This window comes from Streptomyces buecherae, from assembly GCF_014295035.1.
Lineage (GTDB): Bacteria > Actinomycetota > Actinomycetes > Streptomycetales > Streptomycetaceae > Streptomyces > Streptomyces youssoufiensis.
The window spans coordinates 1,797,295-1,819,370 of sequence record NZ_CP060404.1; the positions used below are offsets into that span (position 1 = coordinate 1,797,295).

Consider the following 22,076-nt stretch of genomic DNA (forward strand, 5'->3'; position numbering starts at 1 on the left):
ATACGCCGCCACCCGTGGGTAATCCGCCGGGCCCAACCGAGATTCGCAGGCGCCGGATCACGACGTCAACGAGATCCGACAAGTGGCAGGGCCACCTATCGCTTTTCCCGGTCCTGAGATCGACGCTTTCCGACCCTCGGTTCCCGCCACCGCGCCGCTTTTCGGACCGCGTGTTCGGGTGTGGCGATCCGCGCACCGACGCACCCGCCCACTCGGCGGGGCCAGACGGGGGCGTGACGGCGACCTACTCCCCCGGGCTCGTGGGCGCGCTCATGCGGCTGTGGGAGCGGCCGTACGCGACGTAGATGACGCAGCCGAGCGCCATCCAGGCCGCGAAGCGCAGCCAGGTCTCGGTCGGCAGGTTGAGCATCAGCCAGAGCGAGGCCAGCACGGAGGCCACCGGCAGCGCGGGGACCAGCGGGGCGCGGAAGCCGCGCGGCAGGTCGGGGCGGGTGCGGCGCAGGATGACCACGCCGATGGCGACCACGACGAAGGCGAACAGCGTGCCGATGTTCACCAGCTCCGCCAGTTCGGCCAGGCTGGTGAAGCCGGCGATGACGGCGACCACGGCGCCGAGCAGCACGGTGGACCGGTAGGGCGTGCCGAAGCGCGGGTGGACCTGCGAGAAGGCCCGGGGCAGCAGCCCGTCCCGGCTCATGGCGAAGAACACCCGGGTCTGGCCGAGCAGCAGGATCAGGCACACCGTCGTCAGTCCGACCGCGGCGCCGAAGCTGATGAGGCCGGAGTAGAACGGGTGCCCGCTGGCCTTGAACGCGTCGGCGAGCGGGGCGTCCACGGTCAGTTCGGTGTACTTCCGCATGCCGGTGACCACCAGCGAGACGGCGACGTAGAGCAGCGTGCAGATGGCCAGCGAGCCCAGCAGGCCGCGCGGCACGTCGCGCTGCGGGTTCCGGGTCTCCTCGGCCGCGGTGGCCACGATGTCGAAGCCGATGTACGCGAAGAAGACGACGGCCGCCGCCGTGAAGACGCCCTGCACGCCGAAGGTCGTCGGCTCGTACCCGAACATGACCTGGATGAGCGGGGCGGTCAACCCCGAGCCCTGGTCGGCGGTTCCCTCGGCCGGTGGGATGAACGGCCGGTAGTTGTCGGCCTCCACGAGGAACGCGCCAGCCACGATCACCAGGAGCACCACCGCCAGTTTGACCGCCACGACCAGCGAGGTGACCCGCGCGGACAGCTTCATCCCCGCCACCAGCACCGCCGTCACCAGCCCGACCAGCAAGAAGGCGAGCAGGTCGAAGCCGAACCCCTCCGCCTGACCGGCCCCGGACAGCCAGTCGGGCAGGTGCCAGCCGACGTTGTCCATCAGCGAACGCACGTAGCCCGACCAGCCGACGGCGACCACCGCGCAGCCGAGCGCCAGCTCCAGCATCAGGTCCCACCCGATGATCCAGGCGGGCAGTTCGCCGAGCGAGGCGTACGAGAAGGTGTACGCGGAGCCCGCGACCGGCACGGTGGAGGCGAACTCCGCGTAGCACAGGGCGGCCAGCGCGCAGACGGCGCCGGAGACCAGGAAGGCCAGCGCGACGGAGGGGCCCGCGGTGTCCCTGGCGATCTGTCCGGTGAGCACGAAGATGCCGGTGCCGATGACCACCCCGACGCCGAAGACGGTCAGGTCGAGGGCGGACAGGGACTTGTTCAGCGCGTGCTCGGGCTCCTCGGTGTCGCGGAGGGACTGCTCGACGGTCTTGGTACGGAAGTAGCCTCCCCGGCCCCTCCCGGGTGCCCGTGTGCTCATCGGCGTTCCTCCGCCCTGGCTCGATCACGCGTCCGCGTCAAGCTCTCGCACCACACGGGCCAGCCGACCGCGCACACCGCCGACACCGCCCCGGTTCACCCGATGGGACGCGGGGCGCGGCGCCCCCGCTGGACCACCCGGCCCACGCCCCGGGCCTGGGTGCCGCGCCCCGGCGCGGCCCACGGCGCACGGCCCGCGCTCGGGCCCGCGCGGGCCCCGGCAGCACGATGCCGGGCCGGCCGCGCGCGGCGTGGTGCGCCGTGCGGGCCGACCCGGCATGGTCGGTCGGGCGGGCGCGCCGTGGGCGGCCCGGTCGGGGAGGCTAGTCGCGCGCGGCCTGCGCCGAACCGGAGCGGGCGCCGGCCTCGTCCGCCTCGTACCGGCCGTCGAGCTTGGCCACCAGGCCGGTCACCTGGCGCGCGATGTCCGGCGCGGTGAGGCCGATCTCGGCCAGGATCTCCTTGCGGGACGCGTGGTCCAGGAAGCGCGGCGGGATGCCGAAGTCGCGCAGCGGCACGTCCACGCCCGCGTCGCGCAGCGCCTGCGCGATGGCGGAGCCGACGCCGCCCACCCGGCTGTTGTCCTCGACCGTGATGACCACCCGGTGCCGCTCGGCCAGCACCGGCATCGCCTCGTCGACCGGCTTGACCCACCGCGGGTCCACCACCGTGGTCGAGATACCCTGCCTGTCCAGCAGGTCGGCGACCTCGAGGCACATCGGGGCGAGCGCGCCGATCGAGACGAGCAGCACGTCGGCCCGGCCGGCGGCCCGGCCCTCGGGGGCCGGCTCGCGCAGGATGTCCATGCCACCGATCCGGTTGACGGCCTTGACCGCCGGGCCCACCGCGCCCTTGGAGTAGCGCACCACGGTCGGCGCGTCGGTGACCTCGACCGCCTCCCGGAGCTGGGCGCGGACCTGGTCCGCGTCGCGCGGGGCGGCCAGCCGCAGCCCCGGGACGACCTGGAGGATGGACATGTCCCACATGCCGTTGTGCGAGGCGCCGTCGGTGCCGGTGATCCCCGCCCGGTCCAGGACGAAGGTCACCCCGCACTTGTGCAGCGCCACGTCCATCAGCACCTGGTCGAAGGCGCGGTTCAGGAAGGTGGCGTAGACGGCGAAGACCGGATGCAGGCCGCCGGTGGCCAGTCCCGCCGCGGAGACGGCCCCGTGCTGCTCGGCGATGCCCACGTCGAAGACCCGGTCAGGGAACTCCTTGGCGAACTTCTCCAGGCCCACCGGCTGGAGCATGGCCGCCGTGATGGCCACGATGTCGTCGCGCTCCTTGCCGAGCTTGACCATCTCCTCGCCGAAGACCGAGGTCCAGTCGGCGCCGGAGGAGGAGATCGGCAACCCGGTGTCGGGGTGGATCTTGCCGACGGCGTGGAAGCGGTCCGCCTCGTCCTGGAGGGCCGGCGTGTAGCCGCGGCCCTTCTCGGTCAGGCAGTGCACGATGACCGGGCCGCCGAACCGCTTGGCCCGCTCAAGGGCGGACTCCAGCGCCTCGATGTCGTGGCCGTCGATGGGGCCCACGTACTTCAGGCCCAGGTCCTCGAACATGCCCTGCGGCGCGATGAAGTCCTTCAGGCCCTTCTTGGCGCCGTGCAGCGTGCCGTACAGCGGGCGGCCGACGACCGGGGTGCGCTCCAGGAGGTCCTTGCCACGGGCGAGGAAGCGTTCGTAGCCGTCGGTGGTGCGCAGCGTGGCCAGGTGGTTGGCGAGGCCGCCGATGGTCGGCGCGTACGAGCGCTCGTTGTCGTTGACGACGATGACCAGCGGGCGGTCCTTGGCGGCGGCGATGTTGTTGAGCGCCTCCCAGGCCATGCCGCCGGTCAGCGCGCCGTCGCCGATGACGGCGACCACGTGGTCGTTCTTGCGGCGCAGCTCGTTGGCCTTGGCGATGCCCTCGGCCCAGCCGAGGACCGTGGAGGCGTGGCTGTTCTCGATGACGTCGTGCTCGGACTCGGCGCGGGAGGGGTAGCCGGACAGGCCGCCCTTGCCCTTGAGCTTGGAGAAGTCCTGACGGCCCGTAAGCAGCTTGTGCACGTACGACTGGTGTCCGGTGTCCCAGAGCACCCGGTCCTTCGGGGAGTCGAAGACCCGGTGCAGGGCGATGGTCAGCTCGACCACACCGAGGTTGGGTCCGAGGTGGCCGCCGGTCTTGGCGACCTCCTCGACGAGGAAGGAGCGGATCTCCGCCGCCAGCTCGTCCAGTTGCGCGAGGCTCAGCCGGTCGAGGTCGCGAGGCCGCTTCACACGGCTCAGCAGTCGCCACCCGTCCGCTGCCTCCGCACGTGCTGCACGCGGCTCCTTCGGCACTTGCGCCTCCTTGGTGTAGAGCTGTCGAGCCTTGTCGGTCTGACGAGTCTAATGTTCCGCACTTGACGGTGATGCTGGGCCGATGCGATGTAACTCACGCGAGTGGTCCAGTTCTCGGACGTTGGCGGTCCGCCCGCGCGGGGGTCCCACGCGCCCGGCGGGCCGTGGCGCGGGGTGTGCCGGCGCACTGGCACGTGAGCCCCGAGCGGGCCCCCTAGCGCCCCGAGGCGGGCCACAACGCGGCCCCACGGGGTCCCACCAGCGTATGGCGGGACCCCGTGGGGCCGCTGGGGGTGCTAGCCGCGCCCGGCCGAGCGCTGCGTGCGACGCGAAACCGAGTCAATTACCACAGCCGCGAGCAGCACGCCACCCGTGATCATGTACTGCACGGACGCCTCGATGCCCAGCAGCGCCATGCCGGAGGCGATGGAGCCGATCACGAGCATGCCGAGCAGCGCCGACCACACGCTGCCCCGGCCGCCGAAGAGGCTGGTGCCGCCGATGACCGCCGCGGCGATGGCTTCCATCAGCAGGTTCCCGGTGCCGGCGCCCTGGTTGGCCGCGGCGATCCGGGAGGCGATGAACAGGCCGCCGACCGACGCCATGAGGCCGGAGATCGAGAAGACGGCGATGCGGACGAGGGCGACGTTGATCCCCGCCCGCCGCGCGGCCTCCACGCCGCCGCCGACGGCGAAGACCTGGCGGCCGAAGCGGGTGCGGCGCAGCAGGACGTCGTAGCCGATCAGCACCACCAGGAAGATCAGCAGCGCCAGCGGCAGGCCCTTGTACTCGTTGAGCCGCCAGGCCGCCGCGAAGGCCAGTACGGCCAGCACGGCGGTGCGCGCCAGGATCTCGCCGAGCGGCCGGGAGGGCACGCCTGCGGCCTGGCGGCGTCCGGCGTCGAGGAGCTGGGCGGCGAGGAAGAGCGCCACGGCGAGCCCGGCCACTCCGTAGGCAACGGCGATGTAGACGAAGTAGTGGCTGGTCAGGTGGACGATGAAGCTGTCGCGGTCGAGGTTGATGGTGCCGGTGGTGCCGAGCACCTGGAGCATCAGCCCGTTCCACGCCAGCAGCCCGGCCAGGGTGACGACGAACGCCGGGACGCCGATGCGGGCGAAGAAGAAGCCGTGCACGGCCCCGGCCGCCGCGCCGGAGACGAGGGCGATGAGGATGGCCTGCCACTCGGCCAGGCCCTCGTTGACGTAGAGCACGGCGAGGACGGCGGCGGCCAGGCCGCTGACCGAGCCGACCGACAGGTCGATCTCGCCGAGGAGCAGGACGAGCACGATGCCGACCGAGATCATCCCGGTGCCGACGATGTAGATGGACAGGTCGGAGAGGTTCTTCGGGGACAGGAAGGCCGAGTCCCGCCACTGGAAGACGGCCCAGATGATGGCCAGGCCGACCACGACGGGGACCGAGCCGAGTTCGCCGCCGCGCAGCTTGCGGCCGAACTCCCGCACGTACCCGCGCACGCCCTCCTCGCGCACGATGAGACGGGGGTCGACGGCGGTGACCGCGCCGGGGGCCACGGGGGCGCCCTCGATGGGGGGCGCGGCCGGCCGGCCGGCGTCCGTCCCCGTGGTGTCGGCGCCCTCGCGTGGCTCGTCGGCTGACTTGTTCAGGTCGGTGCTCACGCGTGGTCCTCCGCGTTCGAGGTACGGGCCTTACGGCGGGTGACAGCGTTGTCGGTGGCGCCGGTGATCGCGGAGATGATGTCCTCCTGTGAGGTGGTCCTGACGTCGAAGGTGCCGTTGTTACGGCCCAGCCGGAGCACCGCGACCCGGTCGGCCACGGCCTTGACGTCGGCCATGTTGTGGCTGATGAGGATCACCGCGAGGCCGCGTTCGCGCAGCCGTTCCACCAAGTCGAGCACCTGCGCGGTCTGCTCGACGCCGAGCGCCGCGGTCGGCTCGTCCAGGATCACCAGGCCGGGCTCGCCCAGCATGGAGCGGGCGATGGCCACCGTCTGCCGCTGGCCGCCGGAGAGCGAGGCGATGGGGATGCGCACGCTCGGAATGCGGATCGAGAGCGTGTCCAGGAGCTCGCGCGAGCGGCGCTCCATCTCGACCTCGTCGAGGATGCCGGCGCGGGTGATCTCCCGGCCGAGGAAGAGATTGCCGACGACGTCGATGTTGTCGCACAGCGCCAGGTCCTGGTACACGGTCGCGATGCCCAGCGCCTGGGCGTCGTGCGGGCGGTCGACCCGCACCGGGCGCCCCCGCCACTCGATGACGCCGTCGTCGGCGGGGCCGACCCCGGCGATCGTCTTGACCAGGGTGGATTTGCCGGCACCGTTGTCGCCCACCAGGGCGACCACCTCGCCGGCCCGGACCTCCAGATCGACGTCGGTGAGCGCCTGGACGGCACCGAATCGCTTGGAGATCCCGCGCAACGCCAGTACGGGCGTAGCGGTCACGTCAACCATCTCCTTCACCGCCCTACCCGGGGCGGGGGATGCGCCGCGCCCGGACGGGGGCGGCGGGTACGGAACTCGGGTGAGCCGCGGGATACCGGCCGCGGTCGGTACGTCGGCTACCGCAGGCCGGCCCGTTCACAGGCGCTCCTGAACTTCGCCGTGCAGATCTTGTCCAGCGGGTACAGGCCGTCCTTGATGACCGTGTCCTTGACGTTCTCCACGGTCAGCGCGACCGGGGGGATCAGGGTGGCCGGTACGTCCTTCTCGGTCGGGCTGTCCACGGTGGTCCCCGCCGGCACGTCCTCGCCCCAGCCCAGGGCCACCGCCATCTCGGCCGCCGTCTTGGCCTCGATCTTGTACGACTTGTAGACGCTCATGAACTGCTCGCCGGCGATGATCCGCTGCACGGCGGCGAGTTCCGCGTCCTGCCCGGTGACCGGCGGCAGCTTGTCGAAGCCGCCCTGCCGCAGCGCGGTGATGGCGCCGCCCGCCATGCCGTCGTTGGCCGAGTAGACGCCGACGATCTTGTCCTTGCCGAGCGAGGAGATGGCACCGTTCATGCTGTCGTTGGCGAGGTTCGGCAGCCACTTCTCCACGTCGTACGACTTGCCGATCTTGACCTTGCCCTTGAGCACGGAGAGCGCGCCCTGCTTGTACATGGCGGCGTTGGGGTCGGCCTCCCAGCCGTTGAGCATGACGATCTGGCCGCTCTTGGCCTTGCCGCCGATCTCCTTCAGCAACGACCTGGCCTGGACCTTGCCGACCTCCGCGTTGTCGAAGGAGGTGTAGGCGGAGATGGGGCCCTCGGCCAGCCGGTCGTAGGCGACGACGGGGATGTCGGCGTCGTGCGCCTTCTCGACGGAACTGGCGATGGACTTCGAGTCCACCGAGTCGAGGATGATCACGTCCACGTCCTTGGTGATCATCGAGTCGACCTGTTGCTGCTGGACGGACGCGTCCGACTTGGCGTTCACGTACTTGACGTCGCAGGCCGAGCAGAGCTCCTTGACCCGCTTCTCGATCAAGGGCTGGTCGAAGTTCTCGTAGCGCGCGGTCTGGTCTTCCGGCAGCAGGAGCCCGATCGTAAGAGCGTCGCCCTTCTTCCGGTCCCTGGACTCACGACCGTCCGCCTCCTTGGCCTTGCCACACGCGGCAAGGCCGACGGTCAGGCTGACCGCGGCGGTGGCGATGACGACACGACGGAGCGTCGCGTTCATATGGGGTACCTCCCTGACGCGGCCGTCACTGCGGCCGAGGTGGCTGGAAGTCAACTCGGCGGTCACACAAGCGTCAAGAAGTAAATTCTTAACGAGATGGCAACGATGCCATTCATTACGCCTGTGAACTCAGGATCGAGTGGGACGCGAGCGTCGCGGCCGGCGGTGCGCGCGATGCCGGTCGGCAGGGCGCGTGCGACCTCGCCGGGTGCTGGCGAGGGAGCTTCGTCGCAGGCAGACGGGCAGGCGGGCGCGGCGGGTACGGCGGGTGGTCGGCCGCCGGCGGTGGCGGCGGCCGAGGCGGGCCGGGGCTGGACGGGCCACGGTGGAGTTGGACGGGCCACGGCGGGGCTCGGCAGGGGTGCGCGGCGCGGGGCGCCCCGGGCGGGCCGGGGCCCAGGCTCCGGCTCGGGCGAGGCAGGGGGCGCCGGCGGGCGGGCGCGGCGGAGGTTACGGCGCGGGGGCGCACGGGAGGGCCCCGAGGTCGCGGGGTGCGGGCACGGGGCGCGCGCGTGGGTGTGCGGGGGGCGGGCAGGCGCCGGGACGGCGCCGCTGGGTGAGGGCAGGCCGGGTCGGATCAGGTCAGGGCCGGCGTGGCGGCGACGGCGCCGTCCAGGAGCGTGGAGTCGCCCATCTCGCTGAGCACCAGGGCCAGCGCCCCGAGGACCTCGGCCCGGCTGCCGAGGGCGCCCGGCAGCACGGAGAGCTGCCGGGCGGCGCTCGGGATGGCGTACCGGGCGACCGAGTCGCGGATCGGGTCGAGCACCAGGTCGCCGGCCTCGGCCAGGTCGCCGCCGAGCACGACCCGGCTGGGGTTGAGCAGGTTGCACAGGTTGGCGACGCCGCTGCCCACGTGCCGCCCGACGTCGGAGACCACCCGGCGGCAGCCGGGGTCGCCCTCCCGCGCGAGCGCCACCATGCGCTCCATGGTCAGGTCGGGGCCGTGGCTGGAGTGCAGCAGCGGCAGCACGTAGCGGGCGGCGGTGAAGGTCTCCAGGCAGCCGCGGTTGCCGCACCGGCACACCGGGCCCGACTCGTCCAGCGTGATGTGGCCGATCTCGCCGGCCGTGCCGCCGGGCCCGCGGTAGATCTGGCCGCTGATCACCAGGCCCGCGCCGACGCCGCTGGCGACCTTGATGTACGCCAGGTCGGCCACGCCACGGCCGCTCCCCCACACCAGTTCGCCGAGCGCGCCCAGGTTGGCGTCGTTGTCCACGTACACGGGCACGCCGAGGCGCGCCGCGAGGTCGTCGCGCGGGTTGGTGCCGGCCCAGCCCGGCAGGATCGCGGTGGAGCCCAGCGTTCCGGTGGCCACGTCGATGGGGCCCGGCACGCCGAGCCCGACGCCGACCACCTTGTCCGGCGCGATGCCGCTGGCCGCGATCAGGCGTCCCACCAGGGCTTCGGCGCGTTCCATGCCCTGCGCGGCGGAGGCGTCCACGTCCAGCGGCTCGGTCTCCTCGGCGAGCACCCGGTGGGCCAGGTTGCCGACGGCGACGCGCAGGTGGGCGTGGCCGAAGTCGACGCCGACGACGATGCCGGCGTCGCCGCTCAGCGCGACGCTGCGGGCCCGCCGACCGCCGGCGGAGGTCGGGGTCACCTCGACGGTGCCGCCGTCCTTCAGCTCGCGGACGATGTTGGAGACCGTGGCGGCCGAGAGCCCCGTCGTACGGGCGATCTCCGCCTGCGTGAGGGACCCCGCCATGCGCACCGCGCGCACGACCCGCTCAAGGTTGGCCCGGTGCAGCGACGACTGCGATCCCGGAGTCTCCACGCCCATCCACTCCCGCCTCGGCGTACGGCGCGACGGCCGGTCGCCGGCCGGACCGCAGGTGAGGTCCGGCGATGTCTCCAACATGTGAACTCTAAGCTGAGCCGTACAGGTTGCCACTCGTCAAGTCCTCGACGCACCACCGCCACCCGTCGGACAGCGGCCCGTTGGATAGCGGCGGTTTCGCGGGGCCGGCGACGCCGATCGCCGGCGGCACCGCGCGGCGGCACACCGTAACGGCAGCGGCACACCGTAACGCGGGAGGGGGCCGCGCCGCCGCCCGACCCCCGTGATCACGACGCGGAGCCCGGACGGCACGGCAGCGGCCCCGGTCCCGCGCGGGGCGGGTCCGGGGCCGTGGTCAGCCGGGTGCGACTACTTCAGGGCTCCGGCGGTGAGGCCGGCTTGGACCTGGCGTTGGAAGATGATGTAGACGGCGAGGACGGGGATCATGGCGATGAGGAGGCCGGAGAAGAGGACGGCCCAGTTGCCTTTGTATCCCTGGGAGACGGCGAGTTCCACCAGTCCCTGGGGGAGGAGTTTGTCCTTCTCCTCGCCTTGGTTGAGTACGTAGGGCAGCATGTACTGGTTCCACTGGCCCAGGAAGTTGAAGATGCCGATGCTGATCAGTCCTGGTTTGGCCATGGGCAGCATGACCTGGAAGAACGTGCGCGTGTGCGAGGCCCCGTCGATCATCGCCGCCTCTGCCACGGAGGTGGGCAGGGTTTTGAAGAACGAGGTCAGGAAGAAGACCGTGAAGGGCAGCGAGTACGCGATGTAGACCAGGATCAGGCCGTGCTTGGTGTTGAGCATCTCCATGTTCTGCAACACGAAGTACAGCGGCACCAACGCCAGCACGATGGGGAAGCTCATGCCGCCGACGAACAGGTAGTAGATGAACCGGTTCCCACGGAACTCGAACCGCGCCAGGACGTAGGCGGCCATGGCGCCCAGGAGCATGGTGCCGAAGAGGGAGCCGGCGACGACGACGGCCGAGTTCAGGAAGTACCGGCCCATGTTCGCGGTGTTCCACGCGTCGGACCAGTTCTGGAAATGCAGCGACGAGGGCAGCGACCAGGGCGAGGTGAAGATCTCCCGGTCGGTCTTGAGCGAACTCATCGCCGCCCACAACAGCGGCAGCGTGACCAACAGTCCCCACACGGCCAGAATGCCGTGCGAGAACACGTTGAGCACCCCACCGGCGCGGTCCCCACGCTGCCGCCCGGCACCCGACACCGTCGGCGGCGCGACTTTCACGGGCGTGGTGGGATCTTCCTTGCTCACGCCCGACACGTCGGGGGCGTGGCTCGGTGGCAGTCCGGTCACGGTGCTTCGCTCCCCACTTCACGGCGTCGGTCGGCGTTCAGGCCCTGCTGGCTTTCGCTCGGGCGAGCAGACGGGTGAGACAACGGGTTCATCTCAGAACTCCAGCCTTTCTCGGCGGCCGAGGCGCATGACGATCGCCGCGAAGATCATCGTGACGATCAGCAACGCCACCCCCAACGCGGTGGCATAACCGGCCTGCCCGTCCCGAATGCCCTTCGTGTACACGAACCACGTCAGGACCTCGGTCGAGTAGTCAGGACCACCGGGACCGACCGTCATGATCTGCACCACCGCGAACGCGTCCAACGCCAGGATGCCCATATACACCCAACCGGTCTGCACGGTGTCCCACAGCAACGGCAACGTGATCCGGAAGAACGTCGTGAACCGGTTCGCACCATCCAACAACGCCGCCTCGTAGAAATCCCGGGGAATCGTGCTCATCGCCGCCGAGAACAACACCACATAGAACCCGACATTGCTCCACACCATCACCGCCATCACACACCACAGCGCCAGGCTCGGATCACCCAACCAGTTGGGCTGCACCGAATCCAACCCGATCCCCGACAGGAACGAGTTCAACGCCCCACTGTTCGGGTTGTACGCGAACTGGAAGATCAACGCCACGATCGCGATCGACAACACCTGCGGGAAGAAGTACACCACCTTGTACAGCGACGACCCCCGCACACCCGAGACCACCGCCCCCTTACGCCGCCCACCCACATTCAACATGAACGCGAAGAACAACCCCATACCCAGCGTCACCAAAGGCAACACCAGCAACAACACCAGATTGTTCCGCAACGCATGCCAGAACACATCATCATCCAGCAACTTACGGTAATTATCGAACCCCACCATCTGGAGATCCGAACTCAGACCACTCCAATTCGTGAACGAATAGTAGATAGCCTGGACGAACGGCGAGATCACAAAAACCGCGTAAATCGCCAACGGCAGGGCCAAAAACCCCACGATGAAGCCGTACTTACCGTGCCGCACTACTACCGACCCCACTCCTCGCCCGCGGGAAGCGCCACTGCCAGCGCGCCCTCACTTGTGCCGGTACTTCTTCACCGCGGAGTCCTTCGCCGTCTCATCCGCGAACTTCTGACACTTGGCCATGCACTCCTTCGGCGACATACGCCCCGCCATCATCTCGCCCAACGCCGCCACCCCGATCTTCTCCTTCTGCAACGTCACATACCAATCCTGCAACCGCGGATTGACGACGTTATCCCCCGCCTTCTTCCACAACTCCTGCGCCGACGCCAACCCCGGCGGAAGCCGCAACCCCTCCGTCCCACCGTTAAGCGAGGACAGCGACGACACCTGCTGGATGAAGTTCTGCGTGGACTTCGTGCCCAACATGATCCGCAACAACTCCATACCGCCCCGCGGGTTCTTCGCGTTCTTCGGCACGATGAACGGCTCACCACCCGAAGCCCAGATCGTCCCGTACGGCAGCTTGTCACCCGAATCCAACGACGACGGCGCACCCACACCCATGTCGAAGTTCTTCGGCGTGGTCTTCTTCGTCTCGTTCTCCACCCACGAACCGTTCGGGATGAACAACGCCTTCCCCTCGTTCCACGCCACCTGCGACTGAATATGATCCAGCCCCGGCGTGCCCTTGAGGACGTACCCCTTGGCCTGCAACTCGTGATACGCCTCGAACGCGGCCTTCACCGCGTCGTGCTTCCACGCGTTCGGCTCCAGGTTGTCGATGGCATCCAACGTCTCGCGGCCACCGATCTTCGCGATGAACGGATACAGACTGAACGGCAGGTAGTACGGGTACTTCCCCGGATACGTCCACCCCGCGATCCCCTGCTTCTTCGCCTCCTTACACAACGCCAACATCTCGTCCCAGGTCTGCGGATACTCCCAGCCGTGCTTGGCCAGCAACGACTTCGAATACCACACCCCGTAGATGGTGTAGGCGTAGTACAGGACCCAGACCTCATCCCCCTCGAACTGGCCCATCTCCAACACGCCAGGCCGCAGCGTGTCCCGCACCTTCTTGTTCGGATCATCCAACGACGGCGCGTCCAACAACTCCCGCAGATCCGTGAGCTGGTCCTTCGACACCAACGTGCCGAAATCCATCTGCTCCGCACCCGAGTTGTCGATCAGATCCGGCGGCGTACCACCGTTGAACCGCGGCGCCAACTTCGCCTGGATCTTCTGCGTCGCCGAATGCTTGATCTTCCCGTCCGTCTTCGGATACGCCCTCACGTACTCCGCCTGCGCGGCCTTCGCGTATTCGTCACCGAAGCCGCCGTCGAAGATGACGACGTCCAGCCCCGCGCTCTCGTTGACGGCCAGCGGATTCTTCGCCGACTTCTTGCCCTTTTCCACCTGCTTGGTGTCGTCGCCGCCACCGGTCGCGCACGCGCTCAACGCCGTCATGGTGGGAACGGAGATCAGCCCGATCGCCGCCGTCCGTTTGACCAGATCACGACGGCCGAATTCAGAGGTGAATCCCATCTCAAGTCCTCGCCTTCTACAGGACTCAGGCGGTGTCAGATCTCCCGTACCGCGTCCGCCTATGGCGAACGACCCGACACCGCGGGTCAGTTGGAGCTGATATGTGCTGCATATGCGCCGGGGCGTCGATGACGACAGCACGCCAGGTAGACGCGCCGCTTCACCATCGGGCCCACTGCCGTGAACTACGGCGACTCAGACGCGACAGGTATAGTCCACTCAACGCGCAGGGGGCAAGATCGAAAGCAGAAATTGTCAGCAGTCTTTCCCGAGTTGAGACCTCGCGACATACGGGCGCGAGCCATGGTCCAGGTGGGGCGCCAGCGCGCCCGAACGGCTTTTTGCGCGCTCGACACCCAGGCCCCAGAGGCATCCCGACGGGACCCGCTTTTCGCCTGGCCACACGGCGTATGAGCGCTGCCCGTTCGGGCAGCCCGCCGGCCTCACAGGCCGGCGGACAGGCCCGCGAACGGGTCCGGCCGACAGACACGGAAGCGGGCCGCATTCCCGGGGGAATGCGGCCCGCTTCTGCTTACCCGGGCCGGGCGGAACCGGCTCGCGCCCACGCGCGAACCGGTTCGACCCGGGCCCGAAAGTCAAAGCGGAAGGCCGGTTTCCACCGACCTTCCGCAGACTTAGTCCAGACCAATAGGCGCGCCGGAGCCGGAATTTCCGCTCCGGCGCGCCCGGCCGATTACTTACTTGCGGATCAGCGACCGCAGGACGTACTGCATGATGCCGCCGTTGCGGTAGTAGTCCGCCTCGCCGGGGGTGTCGATGCGCACGACCGCGTCGAACTCCACGCCGGTGTCGGTGGTGACCTTGACCGTGCGCGGCGTGCTGCCGTCGTTCAGCGCGGTCACGCCGGTGATGGAGAAGGTCTCCTCGCCGGTCAGGCCGAGGGTCTCGGCCGTCGCGCCCTCGGGGAACTGGAGCGGCAGGACGCCCATGCCGATCAGGTTCGAGCGGTGGATGCGCTCGTAGGACTCGGCGATGACGGCCTTGACGCCCAGCAGCGCGGTGCCCTTGGCGGCCCAGTCGCGGGAGGAGCCGGAACCGTACTCCTTGCCCGCGAGGACGACCAGCGGGATGCCCGCGGCCTGGTAGTTCTGCGACGCGTCGTAGATGAAGGAGACCGGGCCGTCCGCGACGGTGAAGTCGCGGGTGAAGCCGCCCTCGGTGCCGGGCGCGATCTGGTTGCGCAGCCGGATGTTGGCGAACGTGCCGCGGATCATGACCTCGTGGTTGCCACGGCGCGAGCCGTAGGAGTTGAAGTCGCGCCGCTCGACACCGTGCTCGGTCAGGTACTTGCCCGCCGGGGTGTCGGCCTTGATGGCGCCGGCCGGGGAGATGTGGTCGGTGGTGACCGAGTCGCCCAGCTTGGCCAGGACGCGCGCGCCGGCGATGTCCTGAACCGGCGACGGGTCCATCGCCATGCCCTCGAAGTAGGGGGGCTTGCGGACGTAGGTGGACTCCGGGTCCCACTCGAAGGTGTTGCCGGTGGGGATCGGCAGCGCCTGCCACTGGGCGTCGCCCGCGAAGACGTCGCTGTAGGACTTGGAGAACATGTCCTCGCCGATGGCGTTCGCCACCACGTCGTTGACCTCGGCCTCGGTGGGCCAGATGTCCGCGAGGTAGACCGGCTTGCCCTCGGTGTCGACGCCCAGGGCCTCCTTGGTGATGTCCACCTTCATGGAGCCGGCGATGGCGTACGCGACGACCAGCGGCGGGGAGGCCAGGTAGTTCATCTTGACGTCGGGGTTGATCCGGCCCTCGAAGTTGCGGTTGCCGGAGAGGACCGAGGTGACGGCGAGGTCGTTCTCGTTGACGGCCTTGGAGACCTCGTCCGGCAGCGGGCCCGAGTTGCCGATGCAGGTGGTGCAGCCGTAACCGACCAGGTTGAAGCCGACCTTGTCGAGGTAGGGGGTCAGGCCCGCCTTGTCGAAGTAGTCGGTGACGACCTTGGAGCCCGGGGCCAGGGTGGTCTTGACCCACGGCTTGCGGGTCAGGCCCTTCTCGACCGCCTTCTTGGCCACCAGGGCGGCGGCGACCATGACGTACGGGTTGGAGGTGTTGGTGCAGGAGGTGATGGCGGCGACGGTGACGGCGCCGTGGTCGATCTCGTACGTCGAGCCGTCGGGGGCGGTGACGGTGACGGGGTTCGACGGCACGCGCTCGCCGGTGCCGTCCGCGTGCTGCGGGGCGCCGGCGCCGTTGTCGTCGCTGCCGTAGGCCGGGGCGTCGCTAGCCGGGAACGACTCGGCGCTCGCCTCGTCCACCGGGGAGGCCACGCCGTGCGGCGCGGTCTGCTGCGGCACGCCCGGCTTGCGGTCGTCGCCGCCGGTGACGCCCGCCTCGACGTAGTTGAGGACGTCCTTGGCGAACTGCTGGGCGGCGCCCGCCAGGACGATGCGGTCCTGCGGGCGCTTGGGGCCGGCGATCGACGGGACGACCGAGGCCAGGTCCAGTTCGAGCTTCTCGGAGAAGTCCGGCTCGGCGGCCGGGTCCAGCCACAGGCCCTGCTCCTTGGCGTACGCCTCGACGAGCGCGAGCTGCTGCTCGGAGCGGCCGGTGAGCTTCAGGTACTTGATGGTCTCGGCGTCGATCGGGAAGATCGCGGCGGTGGAGCCGAACTCCGGCGACATGTTGCCGATGGTGGCGCGGTTGGCGAGCGAGGTGGCGGCCACGCCCTCGCCGTAGAACTCCACGAACTTGCCGACCACGCCGTGCTTGCGGAGCATCTCGGTGATGGTCAGCACCAGGTCGGTGGCGGTGGTGCCGGGCTTGAGCTCACCGGTCAGCTTGAAGCCGACGACGCGCGGGATGAGCATGGAGACCGGCTGGCCGAGCATCGCGGCCTCGGCCTCGATGCCGCCGACACCCCAGCCGAGCACGCCGAGGCCGTTGACCATCGTGGTGTGCGAGTCGGTGCCGACGAGGGTGTCGGGGTACGCCTGTCCGTTACGCACCATCACGGTGCGGGCCAGGTGCTCGATGTTGACCTGGTGCACGATGCCGGTGCCGGGCGGGACGACCTTGAACTCATCGAAGGCGGTCTGGCCCCAGCGCAGGAACTGGTAGCGCTCCCGGTTGCGGCCGTACTCCAGCTCGACGTTCTGCGCGAACGCCTCGTGGGTGCCGAACTTGTCGGCGATGACGGAGTGGTCGATGACCAGCTCGGCCGGCGCCAGCGGGTTGATCTTCGCGGGGTCGCCGCCCAGTTCCTTGACGGCCTCACGCATGGTGGCGAGGTCCACGACGCAGGGCACGCCGGTGAAGTCCTGCATGATCACGCGAGCCGGGGTGAACTGGATCTCCTGGTTCGGCTGCGCCTGCGAGTCCCAGCCGCCCACGGCACGGATGTGGTCGGCGGTGATGTTCGCGCCGTCCTCGGTACGGAGCAGGTTCTCCAGCAGCACCTTCAGGCTGTAGGGCAGGCGGGCGGAGCCCTCGACCTTGTCCAGCTTGAAGATCTCGTACGACTCGTCGCCCACGCGCAGCGTGCTGCGGGCGTCGAAGCTGTTCGCCGACACGACAGTCTCCTTCATGCATGAATTCGCGCGTACCACCGCATCCTGCCGCCCCGGGACCTTGCCGATCCGCTAAGGTACGCCTAACTTAGGCACGCCTAACTAGCGCGACAGCGGTACGCCTTCTCGGCAGATATCTCGATGTCGAGATAACTCTAGTACATCGCTGGCGCACGGTCATGCGCTGGTTGCCCGTGTCCCCCACGGCCCGCCGGGGATTCCGCCGCGTTCGCCACCCCTGTCACTACGAGGAACCGGCGCGCGCCGGTTCCTCTTGCCGTGGCCGGAACGCAACGCTCGTACGCCATGTGACGCATTGACCCCACAGCGCCATCACGGTTGCATGCCTGTGGTCCTCTGGCGAGGGATCAGGGGGGATTCTGCGCCTTGTACGTGGGGGGAATATGAGGAGAAACGCGAACCGAGGTACCACGCGACGTGTCAGAGCCGCCCTGGGCACGGTGGTCGCGCTCTGCGCGGTCACGGCGGTGTTACCCGGGGCCGCCTCGGCCGAGCCCACGGCCGGGGCGCGCGGCGCGGACGACCGCGAGACGAGCGTCCAGAGGATCAGCCTCGCGGCCGACGGGACCCCGGCGGACGGCGGCTCCGGCGACGCGTCGATCACGCCCGACGGCCGTCATGTCGTCTTCGCGTCGGCGGCGGACAACCTCACGCCCGACCGCCCGCAGGAGGGCGACGAGGTCTACCTCCGCGACCAGCGGACAGACGAGATCAGGCGGATCGGGTACTACGACCCGATCGAGCCGCCGGTCATCAGCGGTGACGGGGCCTACCTCGGCTATCCGGTGCCGTGGATGCGGGACGTGAAGATCTACCTGTGGCAGGTGCGGACGGGGGCCATCGGCGGCCTCGACTGCTGGCCCCACTGCGGCCAACTCGCGCTGAACGGGGACGGCCACCACGCCGTCTACGTCGTCGCTCCCAGACCGCCGGCGTCCCACCAGCGCGTCGAGTTCCAGGACGTGTTCACCGGCGCCAGGGAGACCATCGCCGAGTTCGACCACCGGCGCCCGCCCCGGCCGTCCCTCAGCGGCGACAGCCGCCGTGTCGCCTACCAGGACGGCGAGGCGGGCGACGTCTTCGTACGGGACCGGACCGACGGCGTCACCCACGGCCCGATCGAGGGCCCGTCCAAGGAGGCGACGCTCGTCCAGCTCAGCGAGGACAGCGGCAAGGTCGTCTACCGCTCGGGCCCCGACACCCACGTCCACGACGTGCGCTCGGGCACCGCCCAACGGGTGCCGAACGCCCGGGGCGTGGCCATCGACCCCACCGGCCGCTATCTGCTGTACGCCCCGAACGACCCGGCGGACCCCGACCAGCCGTCGCTGACGCTGCGCGACCTGAGCACGGGCACCGACGAGATCGTCTCCCGGCAGCCCGCCTCCGCCGGCGTCGACGCGGTCAGCGCCCACGGCCGGGGCGTGGTCTTCACGTCGGCGGCCGACGACATCGTGCCCGACGACACCAACGGCACCCCAGACGTCTTCGTCCGCCACTTCCACTGACCGCCCCGGCCACCGTGTCTCGGCTCCCCACCGCTCGCGCGCCCGCGCACGAGCGGTGGGGAGCCGTGACGGGGAAGCCACGGAGAGGCCGTCGCGGCATGCCCCGGTCCCCGCGACCGCGCGGGGGACCGGCCGTCACGAGCGCCAGACCTGGCCCTGCACGGCGCTCTCCACCGCCGTCACGTACGCCTCGGCCACCCGGGCGACGGGCGTGCCGCCCGCTCCGTCCCGTCCCAGGCCCTCCAGGGTCTCCCTGATCCAGCCCGGGCTGATGAGGTTGATCCGCAGTCCCCGGGGCAACTCCGCGGCCGTGTTGCGGACGAAGCCCTCCAGGCCCGTGTTGACCAGGGCCCCCAGCGACCCGCCGGCCAGCGGCGTGGCGAAGGTGCCCCCGGTCAGCGTGATGGAGCCGCCGTCCCGCAGGTGGCGCACCGCTCGCCGGGCCAGCGCCACCTGTCCCAGCAGCTTGCCCCGCACGCCGTCGGCGACGGCCTCGTCGGTCACGGTCCCCAGGTCCACCAGCGGACCGCTGGCGGCGCAGCACACCACCGCGTCGAGCCCGGAGACCTCGGCGAACAACGGGTCCAGCGACGCCGGGTCCTCCAGGTCCACCTTCACCGGCCCCCCGCGTGAGGCCCTGACCACCTCGTGGGAGGGCTCCAACGCCTCGACGACCGCGCTGCCGATCGTCCCTGTCGCACCGACCACGAGTACCTTCATACGCCGCAGGCTAGAAGCGATCACCACCGGTGGCGACCGAATTCCGCCGGCCGGCCAACCGGTGTGGTCACCGGGTGCCGCTGTCGGCCAGCACCTGGGTCAGGGCGTTCGTGGCCTGGCGGATCATGCCGGGGTTGGTGTCCCAGTAGTAGGGCAGCGCCGACACCGCCTGGTAGAGCGCCCAGCCGCGACCGCGCAGCCAGGCGGCGTCGTCGACGGCGAGTTCGGCCCGGAACCGCTCCCGGCTGGCCCCGGCGAAGACGTTCCACGCGGGCTGGAGGTCGCAGGCGGGGTCGCCGACGTTCAGGCAGCCGAAGTCGATGACGGCCGACAGCCGCCCGTCGGTCACCAGCAGGTTGCCCGGCAGCAGGTCGCCGTGGAGCCAGAGCTCGGGGCCGGACCACGCGGGGGCGTGCAGCGACTCCTCCCAGGAGGCGAGGGCGGCGGCGCCGTCGACACGGTCGCCGAGTTGGGCGATCGAGCGACGCACCTGCTCGTCCAACTCGGCCAACGGCGCGCCCCGGCTGCCGGTCGAACGCCGGTGGGCGCCGGTCGGGTCCGCGCGGCGCAGCGCGGTGATGAACGCGGCGAGGTCCACGGCCGCCCGTTCCAGGTCCGTCAGCGTGCCGTTGGCGTTCTCGCCGGGCAGCCACTCGTAGACCGACCAGTCGTACGGGTAACCCTCGGCGGGACGGCCCGTCGCCACCTGGACCGGGATCGCGAGCGGCAGCAGCGGCGCGAGCCTGGGCAGCCACCGCGCTTCGCGCACCGCCTGTCGGGTGGCCCCGCTGATGCGCGGCAGGCGGACGGACAGGTGGTCGCCGAGGCGGTAGACGGCGTGGTCGGTGCCGTAGGAGTCGACCGGGGTGACCGGCAGTTCGGCCCACTGCGGGAACTGCCCGCGCACCAGGCGGCGCACCAGGGCGGAGTCGGTCAGCACCTCGTCGGCGTGCATCCTGGTCGCTGGCATGGCCGCATCCTCGCAAAGCGCGCGGCCGACGGCAGGTCATTTTCGGCCCGCCGGGCGCCGCTCGACGCCGGCCCGGGTCGCCGGGCGTCCGGTTCGTTGGCGCGTCCGGTTCGTCGGCGCGTCCGGTGCGCCGGCGTGTCAGCGCCCACGTCGCGAAGGGCCCGCGCCGGCCTGGGTGGTCTTGCCGCGGCGCGGCGTGGCCGGCGAGGATCGGGCGATGACCCGGGTCCATGACGACACGCGCCTGGCCGACGCCTACCACAGCGGGAACGCGATGCCGGAGGCGTCGCTGAGGGCGTGGGCGGAGTTCGTCGGGTCGTTCGCGCCCCGCCCCGCGCCGGCCTGGCTCGACGTCGGCGCGGGCACGGGCATGTTCTGCGCGGCGCTCGACCGGTACCAGCGGGCGTCGCGCGTGGTGGGCGTCGAGCCCTCGCCGGCCATGCTCCGCGCGGCCCGCGAGGCGACGGCGGGTGGTCGGGCCCGCCTCGTCGCCGGCACCGCCGAACGGCTGCCGCTGGCCGACGGGGCGTTCGACATCGCGCTCCTCTCCCGCGTCGTCCACCACCTGCCCGACCGGCCGGCGGCGGCGCGCGAGTTGGCGCGCGTGCTGCGGCCGGCCGGCGTCGTGGTGCTCCGGACGACCTTCCGGGAGCGGCTGGACGCGCTGGTCTACGACTACTGGCCACGGCTGCGCGCCACCGACGGCGCGCGGTTCCCCGGCCAGGCGGAGGTGCTGGCCGACTTCGCGGAGGCGGGCTTCACCGCCCGTACGGTCACGTCCTTCGCGCAGCCCGTGGCCGCGAGCCTGGGTGAGTACGCGGCGCGGCTGCGCGACCGGCCGCAGTCGAAGTTCGGCCACCTGTCGCCGGCGGAGTTCGCGGCGGGCCTTGAGCGCATGCGGGCGGACGCCGTGGCGCGCGCGGACGAGCCGGCGCGCGCCGTGTGCGAGCGCTATGACGTCGCCGTGCTGGCGCGCGGCTGACCTCCGGCCGCTGTTCCGCTGTTCCGCGCGGGCGCGTTTCCGGGCGGGCGGGGTGGAGCGAGCGCGTCCGGGAGCGTGCCGGCGGGCCTCGTACGGGGCGTGGCGGGCTGGTGTTCGTCGCGCGCGCCGGGTCGTGCGGGCGGGCACGGTGGGACGTAGCGGCTACGGCTCCGGTACGGGGGCCGGCCGTGTCGGGTGCTGACGGTGTCGGCTTCCGGACCTGCCGAGTTCTGACCGTGCCGGGTTGCGACAGTGTCGGGTTCCGGCGCGGGCGGACGCGAGGGGGCTCGCGAGCGGGTGTCCGTCCGCGCCGGGCTTGGGCCGCGTGGGGGACGCGGGGCGGTGTCGCGGGGTGCGCCGCGTGGGTGGGGCGGCGCACGGGTCTCGGGGTTACTTGACGCCGAAGCCGCCCGAGAAGGAGCCGGCGTTCCACATGGACGAGCCGATCTGGTGGTAGGCGTCGAAGAACGCCACCGAGCCGGAGGGAAGGTTCTTGGGCACCTTGGCGGTGAAGACGACCTTCGAGTGGCCCTTGGGTGTCGGACACTTGAAGCCGGTGCCTATGCCGATCTTCTCCGGGTCGGTGAAGAACACGCACTTCTTGTTGGGCTTGGCGGTCAGGCCCGGGTGCGGGCCGTTGGCCCACTGCTTGCCCATGTCACCGACGTGCACGCGGTCCAGGTAGACCCAGATGTGGCCCGCCTCCGGCGAGTCCACCGTGACGGTGACCTTCGTCTTGCTGCCGGGCTTGACCGGCACCTCGTTCCGGGTCACCCGCACCTTGGAGATCTCGTCCGAGGCCGGGGCCGCGTGCCCGGCGCGCGGGCTGGCCGGGAACCGCACCGAAGACGAGGTCTCGGGCGAGCTCTTCTCATCGGCGGCGCCGGCGCTCGGCACCGCGAGCACGCCGAACAGCACGGCACCCGCGCCGATCGCCGCGCCGAGCGTCCGCCGCGGGCGGCGGGTGACGACGGATCGCGCACGATGGGCAAGGGAATTGCGCATGGTGAGACCTCTTTCAGGAAGTGCGGGCGACTTAC

At 70.5% G+C, this 22,076-nt stretch carries 15 protein-coding genes; 2 read left to right on the forward strand and 13 right to left on the reverse strand.

Annotated features, from left to right (window positions below; all coding sequences use genetic code 11):
• Nucleotides 1-244 precede the first annotated feature (244 nt).
• The 10 genes from H7H31_RS06515 to H7H31_RS06560 all read right to left on the reverse strand — a co-directional run bounded on the left by H7H31_RS06515 (nucleotide 245) and on the right by H7H31_RS06560 (nucleotide 16,838).
• Complete coding sequence (locus tag H7H31_RS06515; protein WP_187062494.1) at nucleotides 245-1,759, reverse strand: amino acid permease; 1,515 nt, start codon at nucleotides 1,757-1,759, stop codon at nucleotides 245-247.
• A 322-nt stretch (nucleotides 1,760-2,081) separates the two neighbouring features.
• A complete protein-coding gene (gene dxs, locus H7H31_RS06520; RefSeq protein ID WP_187062497.1) occupies nucleotides 2,082-4,025 on the reverse strand; it encodes a 1-deoxy-D-xylulose-5-phosphate synthase in 1,944 nt (647 codons plus the stop codon).
• A 347-nt stretch (nucleotides 4,026-4,372) separates the two neighbouring features.
• Nucleotides 4,373-5,713, reverse strand: a complete 1,341-nt coding sequence (locus H7H31_RS06525) for a sugar ABC transporter permease (protein WP_372456017.1) — start codon at nucleotides 5,711-5,713, stop codon at nucleotides 4,373-4,375.
• Nucleotides 5,710-6,504 (reverse strand): ATP-binding cassette domain-containing protein, encoded by a 795-nt coding sequence (locus H7H31_RS06530; RefSeq protein WP_187062495.1) that lies wholly within the window; start codon nucleotides 6,502-6,504, stop codon nucleotides 5,710-5,712. Before H7H31_RS06530 ends, H7H31_RS06525 begins: the two co-directional genes overlap by 4 nt.
• Before the next feature lie 107 nt (nucleotides 6,505-6,611).
• On the reverse strand, nucleotides 6,612-7,712 hold the full coding sequence (locus tag H7H31_RS06535) for an ABC transporter substrate-binding protein (protein WP_187062496.1): 1,101 nt from the start codon (nucleotides 7,710-7,712) through the stop codon (nucleotides 6,612-6,614).
• Between the two features lie 577 nt (nucleotides 7,713-8,289).
• On the reverse strand, nucleotides 8,290-9,486 hold the full coding sequence (locus tag H7H31_RS06540) for an ROK family transcriptional regulator (RefSeq protein ID WP_187063179.1): 1,197 nt from the start codon (nucleotides 9,484-9,486) through the stop codon (nucleotides 8,290-8,292).
• 372 nt (nucleotides 9,487-9,858) lie between these two features.
• A complete protein-coding gene (locus H7H31_RS06545) occupies nucleotides 9,859-10,740 on the reverse strand; it encodes a carbohydrate ABC transporter permease (RefSeq protein WP_390858192.1) in 882 nt (293 codons plus the stop codon).
• A gap of 162 nt (nucleotides 10,741-10,902) precedes the next feature.
• On the reverse strand, nucleotides 10,903-11,817 hold the full coding sequence (locus H7H31_RS06550; RefSeq protein WP_187063069.1) for a carbohydrate ABC transporter permease: 915 nt from the start codon (nucleotides 11,815-11,817) through the stop codon (nucleotides 10,903-10,905).
• A gap of 51 nt (nucleotides 11,818-11,868) precedes the next feature.
• Nucleotides 11,869-13,305: an N-acetylglucosamine/diacetylchitobiose ABC transporter substrate-binding protein gene (gene ngcE / locus H7H31_RS06555; RefSeq protein WP_187063170.1), complete on the reverse strand. Its 1,437-nt coding sequence runs from the start codon at nucleotides 13,303-13,305 to the stop codon at nucleotides 11,869-11,871.
• Nucleotides 13,306-14,003: 698 nt separating this feature from the next.
• A complete protein-coding gene (locus H7H31_RS06560) occupies nucleotides 14,004-16,838 on the reverse strand; it encodes an aconitate hydratase (protein ID WP_269475441.1) in 2,835 nt (944 codons plus the stop codon).
• 458 nt (nucleotides 16,839-17,296) lie between these two features.
• Between H7H31_RS06560 and H7H31_RS06565 the strand changes: the two genes are divergently transcribed.
• Nucleotides 17,297-18,364: a TolB-like translocation protein gene (locus tag H7H31_RS06565; RefSeq protein ID WP_232109718.1), complete on the forward strand. Its 1,068-nt coding sequence runs from the start codon at nucleotides 17,297-17,299 to the stop codon at nucleotides 18,362-18,364.
• Nucleotides 18,365-18,499: 135 nt separating this feature from the next.
• On the opposite strand, the gene H7H31_RS06570 is transcribed toward H7H31_RS06565, so the two are convergent.
• Together H7H31_RS06570 and H7H31_RS06575 are read right to left on the reverse strand one after the other, a co-directional pair.
• Nucleotides 18,500-19,084, reverse strand: coding sequence for a short chain dehydrogenase (locus tag H7H31_RS06570; protein ID WP_187063173.1), 585 nt, complete (start codon nucleotides 19,082-19,084; stop codon nucleotides 18,500-18,502).
• A gap of 67 nt (nucleotides 19,085-19,151) precedes the next feature.
• Nucleotides 19,152-20,054: an aminoglycoside phosphotransferase family protein gene (locus H7H31_RS06575; RefSeq protein WP_187063174.1), complete on the reverse strand. Its 903-nt coding sequence runs from the start codon at nucleotides 20,052-20,054 to the stop codon at nucleotides 19,152-19,154.
• A gap of 217 nt (nucleotides 20,055-20,271) precedes the next feature.
• Between H7H31_RS06575 and H7H31_RS06580 the strand changes: the two genes are divergently transcribed.
• Nucleotides 20,272-21,036, forward strand: a complete 765-nt coding sequence (locus H7H31_RS06580; protein ID WP_187063175.1) for a class I SAM-dependent methyltransferase — start codon at nucleotides 20,272-20,274, stop codon at nucleotides 21,034-21,036.
• Between the two features lie 390 nt (nucleotides 21,037-21,426).
• Here H7H31_RS06580 and H7H31_RS06585 read toward each other — a convergent pair whose 3' ends face one another.
• Nucleotides 21,427-22,041, reverse strand: coding sequence for an ML domain-containing protein (locus H7H31_RS06585; protein ID WP_187063176.1), 615 nt, complete (start codon nucleotides 22,039-22,041; stop codon nucleotides 21,427-21,429).
• Nucleotides 22,042-22,076 lie beyond the last annotated feature (35 nt).